Source organism: Myxococcales bacterium (assembly GCA_012517325.1).
Classification (GTDB): Bacteria; Lernaellota; Lernaellaia; order Lernaellales; family Lernaellaceae; genus JAAYVF01.
Window position 1 is genome coordinate 102037 of record JAAYVF010000006.1, and the last position, 18894, is coordinate 120930.

The 18894-nt window shown below is 61.5% G+C and carries 19 protein-coding genes; 7 read left to right on the plus strand and 12 right to left on the minus strand.

The features are described from left to right. Nucleotides 1-11 precede the first annotated feature (11 nt). Nucleotides 12-239 carry a YHS domain-containing protein gene (locus GX444_00830; GenBank protein NLH47125.1) on the plus strand — a complete coding sequence of 76 codons (228 nt, stop codon included), beginning with the start codon at nt 12-14 and terminating at the stop codon, nt 237-239. 5 nt (nt 240-244) lie between these two features. Here GX444_00830 and GX444_00835 read toward each other — a convergent pair whose 3' ends face one another. Both GX444_00835 and GX444_00840 read right to left on the minus strand, forming a co-directional pair. Continuing rightward, nucleotides 245-1453, minus strand: a complete 1209-nt coding sequence (locus GX444_00835) for a CoA transferase (protein NLH47126.1) — start codon at nt 1451-1453, stop codon at nt 245-247. Further along, nucleotides 1450-2706, minus strand: a complete 1257-nt coding sequence (locus GX444_00840) for an acyltransferase (GenBank protein NLH47127.1) — start codon at nt 2704-2706, stop codon at nt 1450-1452. Before GX444_00840 ends, GX444_00835 begins: the two co-directional genes overlap by 4 nt. 180 nt (nt 2707-2886) lie before the next feature. Here GX444_00840 and GX444_00845 point away from each other — a divergent pair, with 180 nt between their 5' ends. After that, complete coding sequence (locus GX444_00845; protein ID NLH47128.1) at nt 2887-3810, plus strand: AAC(3) family N-acetyltransferase; 924 nt, start codon at nt 2887-2889, stop codon at nt 3808-3810. Next, a complete protein-coding gene (locus GX444_00850) occupies nt 3797-5095 on the plus strand; it encodes a DUF4910 domain-containing protein (protein NLH47129.1) in 1299 nt (432 codons plus the stop codon). Before GX444_00845 ends, GX444_00850 begins: the two co-directional genes overlap by 14 nt. A 21-nt stretch (nt 5096-5116) precedes the next feature. On the opposite strand, the gene GX444_00855 is transcribed toward GX444_00850, so the two are convergent. From GX444_00855 to GX444_00865, 3 genes are read right to left on the minus strand one after another with little or no spacing between them, the layout of a single operon-like run. Continuing rightward, nucleotides 5117-5509 carry a hypothetical protein gene (locus GX444_00855; GenBank protein NLH47130.1) on the minus strand — a complete coding sequence of 131 codons (393 nt, stop codon included), beginning with the start codon at nt 5507-5509 and terminating at the stop codon, nt 5117-5119. After that, a complete protein-coding gene (locus tag GX444_00860; GenBank protein NLH47131.1) occupies nt 5506-7203 on the minus strand; it encodes an HAD-IIIC family phosphatase in 1698 nt (565 codons plus the stop codon). Before GX444_00860 ends, GX444_00855 begins: the two co-directional genes overlap by 4 nt. Continuing rightward, nucleotides 7200-7499: a hypothetical protein gene (locus GX444_00865; GenBank protein ID NLH47132.1), complete on the minus strand. Its 300-nt coding sequence runs from the start codon at nt 7497-7499 to the stop codon at nt 7200-7202. The genes GX444_00860 and GX444_00865 overlap by 4 nt, the downstream gene beginning before the upstream one ends. 87 nt (nt 7500-7586) lie before the next feature. Between GX444_00865 and GX444_00870 the strand changes: the two genes are divergently transcribed. Both GX444_00870 and GX444_00875 read left to right on the plus strand, forming a co-directional pair. Beyond that, nucleotides 7587-8516: a class I SAM-dependent methyltransferase gene (locus tag GX444_00870; protein NLH47133.1), complete on the plus strand. Its 930-nt coding sequence runs from the start codon at nt 7587-7589 to the stop codon at nt 8514-8516. An 18-nt stretch (nt 8517-8534) separates the two neighbouring features. Next, nucleotides 8535-9857, plus strand: coding sequence for a hypothetical protein (locus GX444_00875; GenBank protein NLH47134.1), 1323 nt, complete (start codon nt 8535-8537; stop codon nt 9855-9857). On the opposite strand, the gene GX444_00880 is transcribed toward GX444_00875, so the two are convergent. From GX444_00880 to GX444_00895, 4 genes are all read right to left on the minus strand, one after another. Next, nucleotides 9845-10117 (minus strand): cupin domain-containing protein, encoded by a 273-nt coding sequence (locus GX444_00880; protein ID NLH47135.1) that lies wholly within the window; start codon nt 10115-10117, stop codon nt 9845-9847. The genes GX444_00875 and GX444_00880 overlap by 13 nt on opposite strands. A 24-nt stretch (nt 10118-10141) precedes the next feature. After that, on the minus strand, nt 10142-11101 hold the full coding sequence (locus GX444_00885; GenBank protein NLH47136.1) for a polyprenyl synthetase family protein: 960 nt from the start codon (nt 11099-11101) through the stop codon (nt 10142-10144). Continuing rightward, the gene (locus tag GX444_00890; protein ID NLH47137.1) at nt 11098-12027 is read right to left on the minus strand and encodes a prenyltransferase; all 930 of its coding nucleotides are present in this window, start codon (nt 12025-12027) and stop codon (nt 11098-11100) included. Before GX444_00890 ends, GX444_00885 begins: the two co-directional genes overlap by 4 nt. A 99-nt stretch (nt 12028-12126) precedes the next feature. Continuing rightward, on the minus strand, nt 12127-12663 hold the full coding sequence (locus GX444_00895; protein ID NLH47138.1) for an RNA methyltransferase: 537 nt from the start codon (nt 12661-12663) through the stop codon (nt 12127-12129). A gap of 132 nt (nt 12664-12795) precedes the next feature. On the opposite strand from GX444_00895, the gene GX444_00900 reads away from it, so the two are divergent. Next, nucleotides 12796-13809 (plus strand): potassium channel protein, encoded by a 1014-nt coding sequence (locus GX444_00900; GenBank protein ID NLH47139.1) that lies wholly within the window; start codon nt 12796-12798, stop codon nt 13807-13809. Between the two features lie 8 nt (nt 13810-13817). Here the strand turns inward: GX444_00900 and GX444_00905 are convergent, their stop codons facing one another. The 3 genes from GX444_00905 to GX444_00915 are packed head-to-tail and all read right to left on the minus strand — an operon-like array spanning nt 13818 to nt 17482. After that, on the minus strand, nt 13818-14783 hold the full coding sequence (locus tag GX444_00905; GenBank protein ID NLH47140.1) for a 6-phosphogluconolactonase: 966 nt from the start codon (nt 14781-14783) through the stop codon (nt 13818-13820). A 55-nt stretch (nt 14784-14838) separates the two neighbouring features. Continuing rightward, nucleotides 14839-16197, minus strand: a complete 1359-nt coding sequence (locus GX444_00910) for a phosphoglucosamine mutase (GenBank protein ID NLH47141.1) — start codon at nt 16195-16197, stop codon at nt 14839-14841. A 22-nt stretch (nt 16198-16219) separates the two neighbouring features. Then, entirely contained in the window at nt 16220-17482 is a 1263-nt protein-coding gene (locus GX444_00915; protein NLH47142.1) for a UDP-N-acetylglucosamine pyrophosphorylase, read from the minus strand. 186 nt (nt 17483-17668) lie between these two features. On the opposite strand from GX444_00915, the gene GX444_00920 reads away from it, so the two are divergent. Next, nucleotides 17669-18874, plus strand: coding sequence for a diphosphate--fructose-6-phosphate 1-phosphotransferase (locus GX444_00920; GenBank protein NLH47143.1), 1206 nt, complete (start codon nt 17669-17671; stop codon nt 18872-18874). The last annotated feature ends 20 nt before the right edge of the window (nt 18875-18894 follow it).

Consider the following 18894-nt stretch of genomic DNA (forward strand, 5'->3'; position numbering starts at 1 on the left):
CCACTATTGCCATGGCGGCGGAACAATCGGTCTACTTGGGCGATAAGGCCCCGACGGCGTTCGATTCGCCGCAAGCGGTTGGCACGAAGGCGACTTGTCCGGTGACCGGCGACACGTTCACGATTTCGGCGCAAAGCGCGCATTCGGAATACCAGGGCAAGCACTATTACTTTTGCTGCCCCGCCTGCAAACCGCAGTTCGACGCCGATCCGGCGAAATACGTGAAGCCGGCAAAATAAACCGGTTATTGCGGTGGAATATCACCGAACGCACCGCGGGCAGCTAAAGCCTCGATTTCCGGTTCGTCCATTCCGGCTTCGCGCAAAACCATCAAGGTGTGTTCGCCCAGTGCCGGCGAGGGCGTGGTCGAATCGTCGACCGGCGGAGTGAAGCGAATCGGCTGATTCAACTGGGTGTAGGATCCCTGCACCGGATCGTCGATCCGGCGAAAACCCCGCCGGGCGGCGAATTGCGGATGCGCGGCCGCCTCGGCCAGCGTCAGCACCGGCTCGCAACAGCAATCGGCGTTTTCCAGCGCGGCCACCCACTCGGCCTGATCTTTCGACGCGAACAAAGCCACCAATTCGTCGAATACCGGATTGCCGGGTTTGGCGCGCGTGTACGCCTCGTCGCAGAGGTGCGGCTTTTCCACGGCCCGGCAAAAGGCCACCCAGAACTTCGGTTCCAACGCCGCCAGCGACATGAACCGTCCGTCGCGGGTGCGGTAAATGCGGTAGCAGACGAATTTCCCGTTGACGATCATCCGGGCCGGGCCGGGCAGGCGATTGTGGCCGATGTATTCGGCGAAGGGCAGGGCAAGCAAGGCCAGCGACGTGTCGGCCATCGCCAGATCCACCTGACAACCTTGCCCCGTATGCTCGCGGCGATAAACCGCCGACAGAATGGCGATCGCCAGATACAGCGCGCCGGAAAGATCGGCGACCTGCATACCCGAAACCACCGGCGTGCCGTCGTCCGCCCCGGTCAAACCGGCGGCGCCCGCCAGCGATAGATAATTCAAATCGTGGCCGGCGCGATCGCGATACGGACCGTTCTGCCCGTAGCCCGTCAGCGAAGCGTAGATCAATCGCGGTTGGACCGTTTTCAGTTGCTCGTAGTCGATCCCGAGGCGCGTCATGACGCCGGGCCGAAAACTCTCGACGAGAATGTCGTATTGAGCCAGCAACCGCCGCAGCACCTCGCGGCCCGCTTCGTTTTTCAGATCCAGGGCGATCGAGCGCTTGCCCGTGTTGTTGGCGAGGAAGTGGGCGCTGACCGTGCCGATCCGGGGCGGCGGATGGCGCAGGTAATCGCCGCCGGCCGGGTCCTCGACCTTGATGACCTCGGCGCCCAGATCCGCGAGTAGACGCGTGGCGAAGGGCCCCGGCAGCAGGCGGGTCAGTTCGAGCACCTTCAAGCCGGCCAACGGTTTGGGCGACGCGTTTTGGCTCATGAATCACCTCCGGGAGCGGCCGGGGCGGCGACGGCCGGCTGCTTTTTTCGCGGTCCGAACACATTGCGGATCACCAGACGGACCGCCGGAAACAGCATGCCGACGCCGACGATCAACGGAAACGACAACAGGTAGCTCAACGCCGGACGCCGGTAATAGAGCACGCCCGAAAGGAACGTGAAGATGACGGTCAGCAGGCCCCAGAAACGCAAGTAGCCGGGCTGGGTGATCGTCCGGTCGCGCCGGGCCGCGAAATAGCGGGTCAGCCGGTAGGTGATGTAGACGGTCGCGATCTGCAGCACGGGGAAGATCATCCAGGTGTCGCGGCCGGTCGCCTGGCCGATCAGCTTCAGCGGGTCGCCGAGGCCGTCGGCGGTGAACCATTGCAGGATGAAAATCAGAAACGATTCGCGGCCGATGAACTCGATGGCCTGGTTGAGCGGCCGGACGCTTCTGTACCAATGGCGCGCCGCGAGGATGGACAATCCGGCGACGCCCGACGACCAGAAGAGAAAGTCGATCTTGGCGCGGAAGAAGAAATCCACCCGCGTCCGCGGCACGTACCAGGGCGCATAGAAGGAAGCGGCGAGGAAGGCGACGAACAGCGCGATCAGCCACTTTTCGCTTTTCGTCCCGGCCAGGCGCATCACCACCGCGCCGATCAGAAACCACCCGACCCACGGCAGCAACGAAAAATGCACGAAGAGAAAACGCTCCCATAACGGCCAGGTCAACGTATCGTTGATGATCCGGTCGACCATCGGCTGCGCCAGGTAACCGTAATACTTATAACCGTAATCGATCGAAACACCGAACAGCAGAATGGAAATCACCAGCAGCGCCCAACTCGGCCAGCGGCGGCGCAGGACGATGTAGGAAACGGCGGTGCAGGCGGCGACGCCCTGAAAGAGTTCCATTTCGCCGAGTGTGCGGCGGTTGATCGAATAGGCGACGCCCAGCACGAACAGGGCTACAGCGGTCAGCAGGTAGACGGCCGAGGTTCGCCGCCAATCCTTTTTCAGGAGGTCGCGTTCGGCGGCCCGCGCCACGTTCATGCCCGAGGCCATGAAAAACCACGCGTAGAACTGGTGGATGACGGTGAATTGCACCGTCCAGAGCCGGTGCGTCGGCGGCAGGCCGACCATAACCACCGCGTGCAGAATCAACATAAAAATACAGGCGATGCCCTTGATCCAGTCCAGATCGTGGTCGCGGCTCATGTCCGGTTTGGCTTTGTCGGCAACGGTCGTCAAACTTGCCTCCGGGAAAATCCCTGGGTTAAGCCGGCTTCGGCCAGGCGCCTTTTCGTGGCCGCCGGAGAAACGAAATGCTAGGCGAGGGCGCCGGCGGCGTCAACGTCCGCGTTGCGGTCGCCGCCTTGTCTGGCCGAAACGATATCGGTACATTGAAACCGCGACGGAAAGGAAAAGCGAGTGATTCATCCCCATGAATTGGCCGCGCGGGACGACCGGCTGACGCGCCGCTTACGCGCGCTCGGCGTGACGGCGGGGGCGACCGTCTACACGGCGACCGACCTGACCCGGCTGCCGATGCCCGACCTGGAGCGGCAAATCTTGCGCCGGCTGTCCCCGCGCGAACGACAGGATCTCTGGCTCGATTGGGTTTACGAATCGATCCGCGCGGCGGTCGGCCCGGCCGGCACACTGGTCGTGCCGACATTTTTCTACGATTACGCGCGATACAACCGGCCGTTCGTTTATGAGGAATCGCCGAGCCAGGTCTGTAATTTCAGCGAACACATCCGCCGCAAACCCGGCGCCTGTCGCTCGCTGCACCCGCTTTTTTCGCTCACCGCGCTGGGCCCCGCCGCCGAGGCGATTTGCGGCGCCACGGGCCATAGCGCCTACGGCGAATGCTCGGCTTTCGCGCGGTTGGCGCCGCGGGGCGCGCTCTTCGCCTTTCTCGGGGCGACCCTGGGCGACGCGCTGACTTACGCGCATCACCTGGAACAGCTTTACGGCGTCAATCACGCGTTCAACAAGGTTTTCGAAGCGCCGGTCTATCGCGGCGGGCGGGAAATCCCCGGCCCGTGGTACGCCTTCGTTCGCTATCTCGGGATGAACATCGAAATCGATTTGCATCCGTTTGAAACCTACTTGCGCGACCGGGGGTTGCTGCGGATCGACGCGACCGAACGCGGTGAGATTCAGGTCATCGAAGCCGCGACGGTGCACCGCGAGGGCCTGGACTGTCTGGCGCGCGACGCCTGTTTTTTCCTGCAACGACCGGTTCGCGTTCATTTCAAGCAAGACAACCTGGTGATCCGTGATACCCAACCCGACGCCTTTCTGGTCGGTTTGCTCAGCGAGGACCCGAAAAGCCATGTTTCCGAATGATTTGTGGCAAACGATGTGCGAGATCGCGCCCCTGCGCCGGTATTTCGTCGCCCCCGATTACGATCAGGCGCTGACGCTGCTGCGCCGGCACCTCAATTTCCGGCTGCTGCAGTTCACCAACGAAAACCCGGTCAACCATTGGCGCATCCCGCCCGGTTGGATCCTGGACGAGGCCGCCATCTACCGCGACGGCAAGTGCCTGTACGACGCGTCCCGGCATCCCAACCAGGTGATCGCGTTGTCCCTGCCGTTTCAGGGCACGGTGACGCGCGAGGTCCTGCGCGAACATTTGCATTACGATCACCGCCACGACGATTGGATTCCGTTCCATTTTCGCCAGATGTATCGCCCGTGGGATCGCACCTGGGGATTCTGTGTGCCCAAGACCTTCTACGATTCCCTGGCGCCTGGCGAATATGAGGTCCGCATCCGCACCAAGGAATACGACGGAACGCTGAAGGTCGCCGAGGCGGTGTTGCCCGGCCGGCGCGAGGAAACGATCGTGTTCGTGGCGCACCTGGATCACCCCGCCGCCGCCAACGACGATCTGGCCGGGGTGATGGCCGGCGTCCGCCTGATGCAATTGCTGGCGGCAAAACCGCGCCGTTTCACCTACCGGCTGGTCGTCGTCCAGGAAATTCTCGGTTCCGAATACTACCTGAACCAACTGGCGCTGTCGGGCGACCGCGATCGCCTGCTCCTCGGCCTGTTTCTGGAGATGCTCGGCAGCCGGACGCCGCACTGCCTGCAGCGGTCCTTCCAGGGCGACACGGCGATGGATTGGGCGATGGAGGCCGCCTTGCGCGAGGCGGGTGAGGAATTCCGGGCGGTGCCGTTTCGCGAATCGGTGGGCAACGACGAGGCCAACTGGGAAGCGCACGGCGTTCCCATGCCGCAGTTGTCGCGCTATCCGTATCCCGAATACCACTCCGACCGCGACGACATGAGCATCATCGATCCGGACCGCATCGAGGCGTCGGCGCAGATCGCGTTGCGGGCGATGGAAAAGCTCGAAGAGCTGTTCTGGGTGCGCAAACTTTTTCGGGGCAGCTATTGCGCCAGCCACCCGGAGTACAACCTGTACATCGATCCGGGGCAGGCGGCGTTTGCGGACGTTCCCAAGGAGGAGATCATCCGTTTGCGGCGGCTGATGGACCTGATTCCGATCGTCATGAACCAATGGCAAGCCGGCGAATTGCTGGCGCGGAAGCTGGGACTGTCGGCAACCCTCGTCATCGATTACCTGCGGCAGTGGGTGGACAAGGGATTGTTGGAAATTCTGTAGGCCCGACCGCCGGGCGGTTCATCATTCCTTTTCCAACAGCTCGAACAAACCGTACACCGGGCTGAACACCCAGGCGATTTTCCGCCCGCCGAACGCCGTCGCCGGCACCGGCGCGACCAGCGGATGAAAACCGTTGCGCCGGCCGGCGGCCAGCGCCGTGGGCAGGTTCTCCACCTCGTAGCACAGGTGCAACAACCGGGCGTCCTTGCGCAGGCTCGCCAGCACCGGCGAATCCTCGCCGACCGGTTCGAGCAACTCGATCGTCATTCCGTTGGCGCGAATGAAGGCGATCCGCACTTTTTGTTCGGGATCATAGACCGGATCGAGGTCGGGATGCGCCGCCGCGATGGACGTCACGGCCAGACCGAGGTGATGGAACGCGGCGGTTTCGCCGAAAAAGTCGACGGTTTTCATGCGACCGGATCCTTGACGATCAATTCGATGCCCGGCGGCAGCGGATATTCACCGGCCAGCGGGAAGACGAAAACGGCGTCGGTTTCGGCGGCGAATCCCGAACGTTGCCGGAAAAATTCGAGGCACGGTTTGTTCTTCGCGGTTTCCCGATACTCGGCGACGAGCCGTTGCCGGCCGATTTTCCGGCCGTAATCGGCGAGCACGTGCAGCATGACTTCCTCGATTTTTCGGCCCATCACCCGGCAACTCAGGATGAAATCGACGATCCGGCCGGTATCGCCCTCGATCGCCAGGGAGGCGATGCCGGTCAATCCGGAGTCGCCGAATTTGTCCCGCACGCGGAAGGTAAACAACCGATGAGCCGGCTGGGCGGCCCACGCGGCCAGCTCCCCTTCGGACAGCCGCCGGGTGGAAAGGTTCATTTGATTGGTCTTGTTGAAAAGCTGCACCGTGCGCGTCAGATCGGCGTCGCCGAGCGGTTCGGCGATCACCTGAATTCCCAGCGTCCGCAGCCAGTCGTCCAACGAGCCGATTTCTTCCTGCACCTGCCGCCGCTGGCGTTCGGCGAGGTACATCCGGGCGCGGTCGCGATCCTCGTCGCTGATCGCCGGTGAATCGAAGCAACGCAGACTTTGCAGGGCGCTCTGATAAAAAAGCTTGTCGGCCGGCCATTCCGGCACCAGCACTTCCGGCAGCGCCTCGCGGACCCGCGCGCGCTCGACGGGGTTGTCGTCGATGAAAACGATCGACTGCCGGCCGAGGTTGAGTTCCGCCGCCAATTCGCCGATGTTTTGCGCCTTGTCGCGCCAGTTGATGCGCCAGCCCGCGAAATCGTCGAGGCGCAGAACCATTTCGGGATGGTTCCGGATCGCTTCGAGGGCGATCGCCTCCTCGTTTTTACTGACGATGCCCAGCAGGACGCCGCGGTTGGTGAGCGCCTTCAGGGCGCGTTGAAAATCGACAAAGGCCTCGCCGACCGGATCGTGTCCGCCCAACGCCAGGTTTTCCCAGCCGACGTCGCCGACGATGCCGCCCCAAAGGGTGTCGTCCAGATCGATGATCACCAATTTACGCGCCAGGCCGAGCAGGGCGTTCAATGCCGCCTTGAGATCCTGCGCGGCTTCCTTGAAAACCTCGGTGCCGAACTCGATCTTGCCCAGGTACCAATGCTTCGGGCTATAGGCCTTGGCGCCGACGGCTTGCAACCAGCGAGCCGCCGGCAGCAAGAAGATGTTTTTCCGCGCGGCCAGCCGCTCGCTCAGCCGGGCGTTCAGGCGATCCAACCAATAACGGGCGCCTTGCCGCGGTTCGTAATCGAGCAACCCGGTGCCGCGGTAGGAAGGGGGCAGCGTCCAGGTCGGGACAAAAACCCATTTGACCCGCGCGGCCAATCGTTCGATCAGGTCCGCGTAGGCGTCGAGTTCCGCCGACAAAGTGTCGCCGGGGACATGCTCATAATCCAGCAACCGGGCGACGGAAGGAATCGCTCCGGTCGGGCGGGTCCAGACCAAGGCAAAATCGGGCCGGTCGGCCCAGCCCGACCACTGATCGTCCAGGATGACCTGCGCCAACTGGCCGTACGGCGCCGCCATGACGGTCAGCCGGGGCGGGGCGGTGTCGTGAGAGAGCAGATCGGCCAGATTTTGCAGATTGAAGTCCGAAAGCAGAACGCCGCGGAGGTCGTCCCGGCTCATGGCGTCGGCTCGCCGAGTTGGCTTTTCAGATAATCGAGCAGCGACGATACTGTCGCAAAGGGATTGAAGCTGTTAATATTGAACTTCTTGTCTGAAAGGATCAGTTCCACTCCTAACAGATCCTCAATGGCGCCTTCCAAGGAGACGATGAAATTCAACAAGCCCAGCGAATCGAGCGGCCCGGAACGGCTGAAGAGCGACGCTTCCGCGGTTTTCGCAATCCGCTTTTCCGGCGGCCGCAATTCGTTGATATCATCGATGGCGCGGTAGACGGCATCCCGGATGGTTGCGGACATGGCGTTTTTAAGCCTCCGTTGCTTGCAGGAAAGTCGGCCTTGGAATCGACCTCGTTTTTATGATTGTATACCGATTCCGGCGTCATTTTGCAAAACGCCGTCGGGAAAGAAAGGCTGATGAGAAACGACCGCTTTCGCTTGTCGTCCGATCCGGAATATGGATTCATTCATCTGGACCCCTTGCCGACCCCCGAAGAACTTGCCCGATTTTACCGTGAATGTTATTACGAATTGGTAGCCGGCGGCGAACGCTTTCCGGAGGCCGCCCGTCGGCAGGCGGGAGGGGAGGCGATGGAATTGGAAAAGCGTTGGAATCGAGCCACACTGTTTGCCGACATTCGCGATCTTCTCGCCGGCCGGGTCGCCGGCAAGAGGGTTTTGGAGATCGGAAGTGGATTCGGCGATCTCTTGGCCTATTTACGAGAGAATGGTTTTGAATGCGTCGGGATCGAACCGGCGGCGGTCGCGCGGGCCGAGGCAATAAAGCAAGGATGTTCGGTTTTCTTTGGCACTTTCGAGGAATTTTTGGCGCAATCTCCGGTCCCCACCGGGTTCGACGCTTGTTTGCTGCTCAATGTGCTGGAGCACGTTCCGGACCCGCGGATGATCCTTCGACGCGTGCGGGAATTGTTGGCCGCGGGAGGCTCGATTCTCGTTTGGGTGCCCAACGATTTCAGCGAATTACAGGAAGCGGCCCGCCGGAAAATCGGCGGCGATCCCTGGTGGGTGGCAATTCCCGATCACATCAACTATTTTTCTTTTTCTTCGTTGGAAGCGCTGTTGGTCGGGGAGGGCTTTCGCGTTCGGCACCGCCAGGGCGATTTTCCTATGGAGATGTTTTTACTGATGGGCGAGGACTATGTCCATGACCGTTCGCGGGGCGCGGCTTGTCATCGCCGGCGAATCGAATTGGAAATGGCGCTGCCGACAGATTTGCGGCGGCGCTGGGGTCAAGCGCTGGCCGAGGCGGGAATCGGCCGCAACGCGTTGATCGTTGCCGAGAAAACAGCAGAATAAAAATTCGGGATCGGATTCATGACCGTGACAACCAGCCATTCTCCGGTAAACAACACCCGCCAGAGCTATATCGACATGCTCAAGGGATTGAGCTGTCAGATGCTGATTTACGGCCATACGATCACCATGCATTTCGGCGACGCGAATCGGGCGGAGCGAATCGCCTTTACCCTGATCAACCTGGCGCCCGGGCTTTTCTTTTTCGCATCCGGCATGAACGTCGTCAATTTTTACGACGCCCACGGCCAGCAAAAAAACTTTCGCGCGACGCCGTTTTACCTTTTATCGGCTTTGGCCTTGTTCGTTTTGAGCATTGCCTATTCGATCAACCGCGACAACCTCTACCTGATGCAGATTTTTCAGGGCGTCGCCATGACCACGGCCTTCACCTATGTTTTGGTACGCCTACGACTCCCGAAGTGGGCGCTGGCGGTCGTCGGTATCGCGCTATATGCCTTCTGGCTGAGCCGCTGGCAGATGATGAGCGGCGATCTGGCCCGGATGCGCGGTCTGGATCCCAGCATCATCTACGACATGCTGGATCCGTGGATCAAGTCCCTGCCACCGGCCATTCGCGTCTTGTATTTGCACTTTGCTTTTCTTCCCTGGGTCACTTTCGTGATCCTGGGCGCGGTTTGGATGCGCAGCCGCCAGCAGCGGCCGGACCGCTGGCCGCTCTGGATCATTCTGTCCGTGTTGTCGATCTTCTGCGGGTTCGTCACCCTGCGGATGCCGCGGTGGCGCCAGCCATTGTTGCTGGATAACGTCGCGGACATGCTGTATCGCAACGTCCCGTTTCACTTCCTCGTCTGGTTGGGATTGATCGGTTTGTTTATGCTGGCGGCCGAATTCCACTACGCCGGGGCCGGCTCGCTGCGCTCACGTCCGTTGCGTTGGCTGGGCGGTTACCTCGAACTGTGCGGCCGCGAATCGCTGACCTTCTTCGTCTGGCATTGGATCGTCCTGATTTTCGTGCACGCCCCATTTTATTATCTGCTGGTCGTCGGCGGCATCCGCTTCGCCGGCCTGGCCATCCACGCCACCTGGATCGGCACGATTCTGGTCAACATGCTGGTTTTTCCTTACGTGGTGCGCTTGGGGCAGCGCTGGCGGCGGCGGCGCTTCTTTACGGCGCAAGCGCTGATGGTTTGGTTTTTCGGCACGGTATTGGGGTATTTCGCTTTGCAGTTGCCGCGGGCGCAAACGTTCTCGCCTCTGGCGATCTGGTTTTCGTTCCCGGCTTGTCTGGCCTTCGCCTTTTTATATCCCCGGGTTCGCGAAAAGCTGCGCGGTCGATTTACGGACACGCCGGCGACCGGAGCGGCCGCTCAAGAAAACTGAAAATGCTTGCGCACCGGACGGCTGACGTCCCAGGTGCATTTCAAACCCCGGGGAAAAACGACCAGATCGCCCGGCCCGAATTCGACCGTTTCGCCTGCCGCCGTCGTCACCCGCACCTGCCCTTCGAGGATGTAGCAGGTCTCGGTTTCGTCATATTCCCAATCGAACCGGCTGATTTCGCATTCCCAGATGCCCCAGGATTCGACGTTCAAGCGGCGTAGGGTTTCCGGCGTGGGCTTTTCAACGGAAATCATCGACATGACGGTCCTCCGACTAGCGCGGCATTATTGCCGGCGAAAGGCCAGTTGTTCCAACAGCGAGCGCAGGACGCCGCCATCCTGCCAGTTTTTTACGGCTGCCAGGCGCGCTTCGATGTCGTTCATCCAGGCGAGTTGATGTTCGGCGACGATCGCCGGCAGGTTGGTTTCGCGGATGATCGTCAGCAGCCGGGACGAATCGAATTGCCGCGTGGTCAGGCAGGTGCGCAGGTAATCGCCTTGTTCCGGCGTTCCCAGGCGCAGAAGCTGTAAATAGGGGTAGGTGTGTTTCCCCTCGCGCAGGTCGCGGAAAGCGTCCTTGCCCGTCGCGGCCGGGTCCAGGCTGAAGTCGAGCATGTCGTCGGCGACCTGGAACAACCGTCCGATCAACAAACCGGCCTCGCGCAGATTCTGTCGTGCCGTCGCGTCCAGGCCGGCCAGAATCGCCGGCAGTTCCAGGCACAGCGCGAACAAACTGCCCGTCTTCCGCTCCACCACGAAGAAATAGCGCTCCAGGCTGGCGTCTTCCCCGTCGAGCGGCACCGAGTCGGCCAGTTGCCCCGAGGCGAGATTGACCACCTCGCGGCTGACGGCTCGGTACACCTCGAGATTGTCCTGCCGGCAAATGAGGTCCATCGCGCGCGTGAAGCAGATGTCGCCGATCATGATGGCTATCTGGGGGCCGTTTTCCACGTGCAGGCAGACCTCGCCGCGCCGGGTTTGCGCGCCGTCGATCACGTCGTCGTGAAACAGCGAGGCGTTATGGATCATCTCGATGGCGGCGCCGAGCACGGGCAGGCGATCCGGCGGTTGTCCCAGGGCGGTCGCCGCGTGATAGAGCAGGCGGGCGCGGACCTGTTTGCCGGCCAGCGGCAACTGCGGCGCGCGCACGGCCGGCGGATAGAGGTGCTGAATGTGGCCGGCTTCCGCCAGCCACTGGTTGACTTTTTTCAGGTAGAGTTCCAGTTCCTGATCCCATTGCATCATCTGGCACATCCCATCAGCAGACCCAGACTGCATAGCAGCCCGGCGGATAAATGCATCATCAGGGCGTCGGCTTGCGCGGCGCGGATCTTTTCCTCGTCGTCATAGTGGCGGATCGCCAGCGCGACGCTGCCGATGGAGAGCGGCAGGGCCAGCAGGACGACGACGAAGGAAAGTGGCGCCCAGCCGCGTTGAATCATCCAGAGCGACCACCCGAAGACGAACAGATTGAGCATGGCATAGCCCCAGCGCGCCCGGCGTTTGCCGAGCCGCACCACCAGATTTTTCTTGCCGGCCGCCCGGTCAGTCTCAAAGTCAGTGTATTGGTTGATCCACAACAGCAGCGTGATCAAGCCGGCGATCGGCAGGCTCAGCCAGAAAGCGCGCCAGGTGATTTCTCCCGTCAGCACCACGAACGTGCCCAACGCCGGGGCAGGGCCCAGAAAGAGGAAAATATCCAGTTCGCCCAGGCCGCGATACGCTAGGCGCAGGGGTGGCGCGGTGTAGAAATAACCACCGATGAAGCCGAGCACCGCGATGGCCAGCATGAGCGGACGGCCGCGATCCATCCGCAGAAAAAGGACCAGGCCGATCGCCGCCGCGACGAGGAAGCAGGACCAGAACCACCGGCGGACTTGATGTGGATCGACGCGGTCGCGGGTCAGGGCGTCACCGCCTCCGGAGTAGGGCCGATCGCCGGTTTCCGGACGGTCCGCGCCCGAGCGAAAATCGAAGTAGTCGTTCGAAAGGTTGACCCCCAGATGCGCGGCGGAAACCCCGAGCAGGCACAACGCGAACGACAGCCAATCGAAACGCCCGGTTTCGTAATAGGCCAAGGCGCCGCCGAAGGAGACGGGCACCAGGGTGCAAGTCAAAAACAGGACGCGCGATTGCCGAAGAAAATCGAGGACGATGTTTTGCTTTCCCATGGTTCGCGAAAATCCAGTAATGAATAAGAGAACGTTCGAATCAACTTAGCTGCTTTGCGTTCAATAATAAATCCCGCTTTTTCGGAAGCAAGAGAGCGGTCATCGCTCCGGCGCCGTCGCGCGCCATTGGCGTAAAACCTCGTAAACGATGATCCCGAAAGCGGTGGCGACGTTGATGCTGTTTTTGTAACCCAGCATCGGTATGCAAACGCGGTGGTCGCAAAGGGCAAGGATGTCCGGTGCGATGCCCGTGACCTCGTGGCCGAAAACCGCCGCCACCGGTTTCGGCCAACGGAATTCCGCGTGCGGCACGGCGTTTTCGACCACCTCGACGGCCACCAGCGGAATTCCCAGCCGGTGCAAGCCGGCCAAGGCCTCCCGGGTGTCGCGGTAGTGGGTCCAGGGCACGTATTCCATGGCGCCCAAGGCGGTCTTGGCCAGTTTGACGTTCGGCGGATAGGTGGTTAGCCCGCACAGGTGCAGACGCTCGACGGCCGCGGCGTCGGCGGTACGGAAAATCGAGCCGACGTTATAGGCGCTGCGCAGATTGTCGAGCACCGCGTGAAACGGTTGCCGCGGGCCGGCCGCCGGCTCTGCCGGATGGCATTTTTCGTAATAGGGCTCGATTTTGGCCATGACCGCCCGCCTTTCGGATGACTGGGTATAGAAAATCCGCCGCCGTGGGTCAAGCCGGTCGGAGTGATGAAATTAACTTGTCAGGAAAAAGCAGCGTCGATATGATCTCCCCCAACTACCGGGGGCCGGTGTTTGCATTCCGTCCGCTTATTGCGCTGGGTCGCCTTCGGCCTGCTTCTCGTGCTGACCTACGGCACGGCGGGTTACATGTCCCTGGCCGGGGCCGATTTCGTCAACGCGCTATACATGACCGTCACCAGCATCACCACCGTCGGTTTCGGGGAAATCATTCCGCTGGACCGCACCGGCCGCATTTTTACCATGAGCGTGATCTTTTTCGGCGTCGTTCTGATCATGATGGCGATCGGCGTGCTGACGCAGATCGCCGTCGAAGGAACGCTACGCCGCGTGCTGGAGAAGCGACGCATGACCAAACAGATCCACCGGATGCAGAATCATTACGTGTTGTGCGGTTGCGGCCGCATCGGCAAGTACATACTGGAAGAATTGCGCAAGGTCGAGGCGCCGGTCGTCGTCATCGAGCAAAACCTGGAAGTCGCCGACCAGTTGAATCGGGACGGCGTGTTGTGCATTCACGGCAACGCCACCGAGGAGGAAACGCTCGAAAAAACCAATCTGGAGCAGGCCCGCGGGTTGGTCGTGGCGATCGGTTCGGACGCCGAGGCGGTATTCATCATTTTGACCGCCCGCGATCACAACCCGGATTTATTTATCGTGGCGCGCGCGCTCGAGGAAAAGAACGAACTCAAGCTCCGCCGCGCCGGCGCCAACCGCGTCCTTTCGCCGTACCGGTTCATCGGGAAGCGGATGGCGAGCAGCATTCTGAGCCCGGCGATCATCGACATGCTCGATTCGATCATGTATTCCGGCGAACTGGATTTGGCCATGGAGGGGCTGTTGGTCTATTCAAGCAGCCCGGTGGCCGGCAAATCGCTGCGCGACAGCGGCATCCGCGAAAAGCTGGGATTGATGATCATCGGCATCCGCAAGGCTCACGGCAATATTCACTTCAATCCGACCGCGGACGAAGTGATCGAACCGGGAGACACCCTGATCAGTATCGGCGAGAAGGATTCCCTGCGAAAATTGACCGATTTTCTCAGCGGCGGCATCCGCGAGTTGTAACGGGCGGATCAGGCGCGGCGGCGATCGACGATTTTCACGCCCTTGGCTTTCAGTTTGGCGCGGCTTTTCAGCAGCAGTTTCCCGGCCACTTCGTCGATGATATAAATCAACTCGCCGCCGTCCTGGGCGTATTTTTGCCCGTAGGAAATGGGGATCGCCGTCGAGGGATCCTCGATCAGCGAGCGCGCGACCGGTTCTTGTTTCCGCTCGCCGCTGGCCAGCAGCAGCACGGTGCGCGCCCGGTAAACGAGCTCGGCGCCCATCGTCACCGCGAAGCGCGGCACGCTGTCGATGGAGTCGAAATGGCCGTCGGCGACCGCGTTGATCACGGTGTTTTCGTCGAGCTTGACCAGCAGTACCGCGCCCGACCGGAAGGGGATGCCGGCTTCGTGGAAGGCGACGTGGCCGCGCCCGCCGACGCCGATGATTTGCAGATCGATGCCGCCGTAACGGGCGATTTTCTTCGCGTAGGCGTCGAGGATTTCGTTTTTGACCCAGGCCAGATACGGCGATTCGGCCTTGGCTTTGATGGTGATGGCCCGTCCCGAATCGCCGCCCGTTTCCCGCCAATCGCGCGGATACTTGTTCAGGTTGGCGATCAATTCCGCCTGATCGATCAGATTGGCGAAGGGGACGTTGGTTTCGACGAATTTGTGCTGCAAAAGAGCGAAAAATTCGGTGACCATGAAGTAGCAGTAACTGGCCGGATGAACGGTGCGGAGCTGGGCGTTTTCACCGGGCAGCCCGACGTATTCATCGAGGTTGAACGAGCGGATGCGGTGCGGATCGAAGTCGCCGCGATTGGCCGAGGCGGCCAGGTTTTTGTACAGGCCGACCGGGCTGTTGCCGGTCGCCAGGCCGAGCAGATATTCGGGCTTTTCATGCAGCCGTTTGCGGATGTCGGCGCGCACGAACTTGGCGCCCAGTTCGCTCATTTGTTCGTAATCGCGTGCCACCACAACTTGAATCGGCATCTTCCGCTACCTCGTCAAACGTTGTCGAATCGGCCGATCGGTGCTGAACGATCGTTCAAACGAGCGCCTGTTTTAATGCATCGGCGATCTGTTGGCAATATGTCCGGGTCTTCTCGGGGGTGGGGCCTTCCACCATGACGCGGCACATGTTCTGGGTGCCGGAATACCGGACCAGTACGCGGCCCTGCTCGTGCAACTCGGCCTCGACCTCGTCGATCAGTTTTTGCACCGCGGGCAGTTCCTCGAGCGGCCGTTTGCGGGCGACGTCGATGTTGATCAACACCTGCGGGAACACCTCCATGACCCGGGCCAGTTCGGAAAGGGGCTTGCCGGTGCGCCGCATCACGGCGAGCAATTGCAGCGCCGAAAGGGTGCCGTCGCCGGTGCTCAGAAAATCGAGGAAGATCATGTGGCCGGATTCCTCGCCGCCGATGTTGGCGCCGAGCCGTTCCATGTCTTCCAGCACGTAGCGATCGCCGACCTTCGAGCGGTGATTGGCGATGCCGAATTTTTCGCAGGCCACTTTCAGGCCGAAATTACTCATCACCGTGGTAACCAGCAGATCGTTCTTCAACCGGCCACGATCCTTCAGGTGGGTGGCGCAGATCATCAAGATCTGATCGCCGGTGATGCGCCGGCCGCGCTCGTCCACCGCGATGAGCCGGTCGCCGTCGCCGTCGAACGCCAGCCCCAGGTCGGCCTTGGTCTCGAGCACCAGTTTTTCCAGGTCTTGCGTGTGCTGGCTGCCGCAATGGTCGTTGATGTTGATGCCGTTGGGCGCGTTGTGAATGACCGTCACGTCGGCGCCCAATTCGATCAGGGTTTCCACGGCGGTCTTGTAGGTGGCGCCGTTAGCCACGTCGAGGGCGATTTTCATGCCTTCCATCGTCAGGTCGCGCGGAAAGCTGTTTTTCAGAAACTGGATGTAGCGGCCCTTGGCGTCCTCGATCCGGTAGGCGCGGCCCATTTCGTGAGCGGGCGGGGTCATTTTGTCCAGCTCGCCCGCCAGGATGAGGCGTTCGATTTCCGCTTCCTGCTCGTCGGACAGTTTGTGGCCGTTGCCGGCGAATAGTTTGATGCCGTTGTCTTCGTAGGGGTTGTGCGAGGCCGAAATGACAATGCCGGCGTCGGCGCGCATGCTTTCGGTGATGAAGGCGATGCCCGGCGTCGGCAGCACACCCACCAGATAGGGGTTGCCGCCCATGGAGGTGATGCCCGCCTCGAGGGAGCTTTCCAGCATGTAGCCCGAAATCCGGGTGTCCTTGCCGATGACGATGCGAATCTTGTGGCCGTTGCCTTTTTGCTTTTTCAGGACGTAGGTCACCGCCTGGCCGACCGCGAAGGCGATGTGGGCGTCGATCGGGTATCGATTGGCCTCGCCGCGGATTCCGTCCGTGCCGAACAGTATGCCCATGGGATTTCCCTTTCTCGTTTTTTCAAGCCGCCGGCCGATACGCGGGCAGGATGCGCCACGCATCCGCGCGCACCTGATCGACGATCGCCTGCAACCAGGCCGTGCCCTGTTGTTTCAAATCATCCGGCAGGTTTTTCATCACTTCCAGATAATTGCCGCCCCGGTCGTTGCGCCAGTCGATCAGGCCGCGCACGAAACGATCCCGCGCGGCGGCGCCCGTCTGCTCGGACCGGCTCGGATTGAATATCTCCAGCAATGGTTCGATGTTTTGATATAGATCCTTCTTGCGGATCGCCTCCGGTTCCTGCGAGGCGTGATGCGAGGCGACGATCGACTCCGGCATTTTCAACGCCAGGGTCTTGAGCCGGCCGAGCCGCTCTTTTTTCGCCTGCGCCAGCTTTTCGAGCACGCCTTCGTAAAGCCACAGGCCGAAGAGTTGCTCGTCCGACTCGAAAAACCGCCGCCGCACGTGCCGGTACCATTCTTCCAGCGCCAGCAGGTTGGCGAGGTAGAGCACGTTGTTGTTGACGATCCGGACCAGCGCGGGATACTGCCGCGCCACGTAAGGTTTGACGAGCGAACGGTTGGGCGCGTCCAGCACCAGTTGGTTGTCGCCCGGCACGTCATGCCGGAGCACCGATCCCGCCGCGACCACGTTGCCGAAACCCAATTGCACCGGGCCGACGATGCCGCCCTGGCCGCCGAGGAAAATCGGCGGGCGGTCCAACATGACTCCGCGCGGCACGTCGCCCAGCAGACTGGCCGTGCTTTTGTCGCCCTCCGGCGTGTAATTGAAGTGGATGTAGCCCGAGCCCACCTCGCTGTGGTCCTTCCGGCTTCGACCGCCGGACATCAGCACGTCGCAGAAGTTGATCAGGCTGCCGAGGGTGACGAACGGGAACAGGATCGTTTGTTTCAAGCCGACGCAATGGGCGCCGTTGGCTTCTTCCTCGAGAATGCAGGCTTCGCGTACTTGCGCGCCCAGGCCCAGGTTGGCGCCTTCCAGAAAAACCGATTGGCGGAAATAGCCGCCTTTCAGTTGCACCTTAGGACCGATCTGACAATCCTCGACGACCACCGGCGCCTCGTGGCCGAGGCGGGCGCCGTGGCAGATGACGGTTTTCGCGCCGTGAATGCGGCAGCCGGGATAAATCACGGTATCTTCACCGGAAATGCGATCCGGGTCCACGTCTTCGGCCACGGTGACGGTCAGCGGATTGACGAAATGGACGCCTTTGGCGATCAGCGCGCGCAGTGCCTGACTGGGGGCGAAAGATGAATCCACCCGGGCCTCCGTTCCCTTGATTGAATGCCCGCTGATTTAATCACAACCGGTAAAAAAATTCACTCGGAAAAATGACTGCGGCTGACGGCCATCCGCCGCCTCTTTCACGGTTGAAAGCGGCCGGCGATGCCGCCATAATTCCCTTTCGTTTCGAGAAAAACGAGGTTCATCCACGGAGGCGGTTTCATGCGCGGCAATCTGGTCATCGGCCAATCCGGCGGCCCGACGGCGGTCATCAACGCGTCGCTGGTCGGGGTGGTTCAGGAAGCGAAAAAGCAGGCGAACATCAAGAAAATATTCGGCATGCGCTGGGGCATCCAGGGATTTTTAAACGAGGATCTGGTCGACCTGGGCAAGGAAAAAGAGGCCACGTTGGAGCGGCTCAAGGTGACGCCGTCCTCCGCGCTCGGCTCCTGCCGGCTCAAGATCAAGGACGAGCATCTGCCGGCGATTCTCGCCGTGCTGCGCAAGTACGACATCCGGTATTTCTTCTACATTGGCGGCGACGATTCGCAGAACACGACGCATCGCGTGGTCGAGTACGCCAGGTCGCAAGGCTACGAGCTGTTCGGCATCGGCATCCCCAAGACGGTCGATAACGACCTGTACGGCACCGACCACACGCCCGGCTACGGCTCGGCGGGCCGTTACGTGGCGCTGTCGGTACAGCAGGGCGGCATCCTGGCCCGCGACATGCAAAAGGTGGATCCGGTGCTGGTGTATCAGGCCGTCGGCCGCGACGCCGGCTGGCTGGCGGCGGCGGGCGCCCTGGCGAAAAAATACGAGGCCGATCCGCCGCACCTGATCTACATTCCCGAGCGGCCGTTCACCCGCGAAAAGCTGCTGGCCGACGTCGAGCGGTGCTACGCGAAATACGGTTTCGTTTCCATCGTGGTCGGCGAGGGGATCACTTATCCGGACGGTTCGCCGGTTTCGGGCACGCAGACCTTCGACAAATTCGGCAACCCCGAATTCGGCGCGATGGGTGGCGTTTCGGCGGCGATGGTGGTGAAGAACCTGGCCTGCGATCACCTGAACGTGCGTGGCGAATTCCAGATCGTCGAATCGCTGCAGATGGCCGGCGCCGACCGGGTCTCGGTCGTGGATCGCCGCGAGGCTTATCGGGCGGGCGTCGAGGCGGTCAAACTGGCGGCGAAGGGCCGCACCGGGCTGATGGTCGCCTTTGAACGCCGGCCGGGCAAGGAATACAAGATCGCTTACACGCCGGTGCCGCTGACCCGCGTCAACGAGGGCAAGAACAGGATGCCCGACCGGTTCATCGACGACGCGAACAGCTTCGTCACCCCGGCGTTCATCGATTATCTCCGGCCGCTGGTCGGCGAACTGCCGGAAATGGGGCGGCTGGCGTACAAGGCGGTCCCCCGGAAATAACGGCACGGGAAATTACGGCG

What these genes read in the sequence shown, in the direction of transcription:
- GX444_00910 (NLH47141.1), bottom strand. Translation starts at nt 16,197, where the DNA reads ATGGGCATACTGTTCGGCACGGACGGAATCCGCGGCGAGGCCAATCGA.
- GX444_00905 (NLH47140.1), bottom strand. Translation starts at nt 14,783, where the DNA reads ATGCCGATTCAAGTTGTGGTGGCACGCGATTACGAACAAATGAGCGAA.
- GX444_00920 (NLH47143.1), top strand. Translation starts at nt 17,669, where the DNA reads ATGCGCGGCAATCTGGTCATCGGCCAATCCGGCGGCCCGACGGCGGTC.
- GX444_00850 (NLH47129.1), top strand. Translation starts at nt 3,797, where the DNA reads ATGTTTCCGAATGATTTGTGGCAAACGATGTGCGAGATCGCGCCCCTG.
- GX444_00835 (NLH47126.1), bottom strand. Translation starts at nt 1,453, where the DNA reads ATGAGCCAAAACGCGTCGCCCAAACCGTTGGCCGGCTTGAAGGTGCTC.
- GX444_00885 (NLH47136.1), bottom strand. Translation starts at nt 11,101, where the DNA reads ATGATGCAATGGGATCAGGAACTGGAACTCTACCTGAAAAAAGTCAAC.
- GX444_00830 (NLH47125.1), top strand. Translation starts at nt 12, where the DNA reads ATGGCGGCGGAACAATCGGTCTACTTGGGCGATAAGGCCCCGACGGCG.
- GX444_00855 (NLH47130.1), bottom strand. Translation starts at nt 5,509, where the DNA reads ATGAAAACCGTCGACTTTTTCGGCGAAACCGCCGCGTTCCATCACCTC.
- GX444_00880 (NLH47135.1), bottom strand. Translation starts at nt 10,117, where the DNA reads ATGTCGATGATTTCCGTTGAAAAGCCCACGCCGGAAACCCTACGCCGC.
- GX444_00895 (NLH47138.1), bottom strand. Translation starts at nt 12,663, where the DNA reads ATGGCCAAAATCGAGCCCTATTACGAAAAATGCCATCCGGCAGAGCCG.
- GX444_00865 (NLH47132.1), bottom strand. Translation starts at nt 7,499, where the DNA reads ATGTCCGCAACCATCCGGGATGCCGTCTACCGCGCCATCGATGATATC.
- GX444_00860 (NLH47131.1), bottom strand. Translation starts at nt 7,203, where the DNA reads ATGAGCCGGGACGACCTCCGCGGCGTTCTGCTTTCGGACTTCAATCTG.
- GX444_00875 (NLH47134.1), top strand. Translation starts at nt 8,535, where the DNA reads ATGACCGTGACAACCAGCCATTCTCCGGTAAACAACACCCGCCAGAGC.
- GX444_00890 (NLH47137.1), bottom strand. Translation starts at nt 12,027, where the DNA reads ATGGGAAAGCAAAACATCGTCCTCGATTTTCTTCGGCAATCGCGCGTC.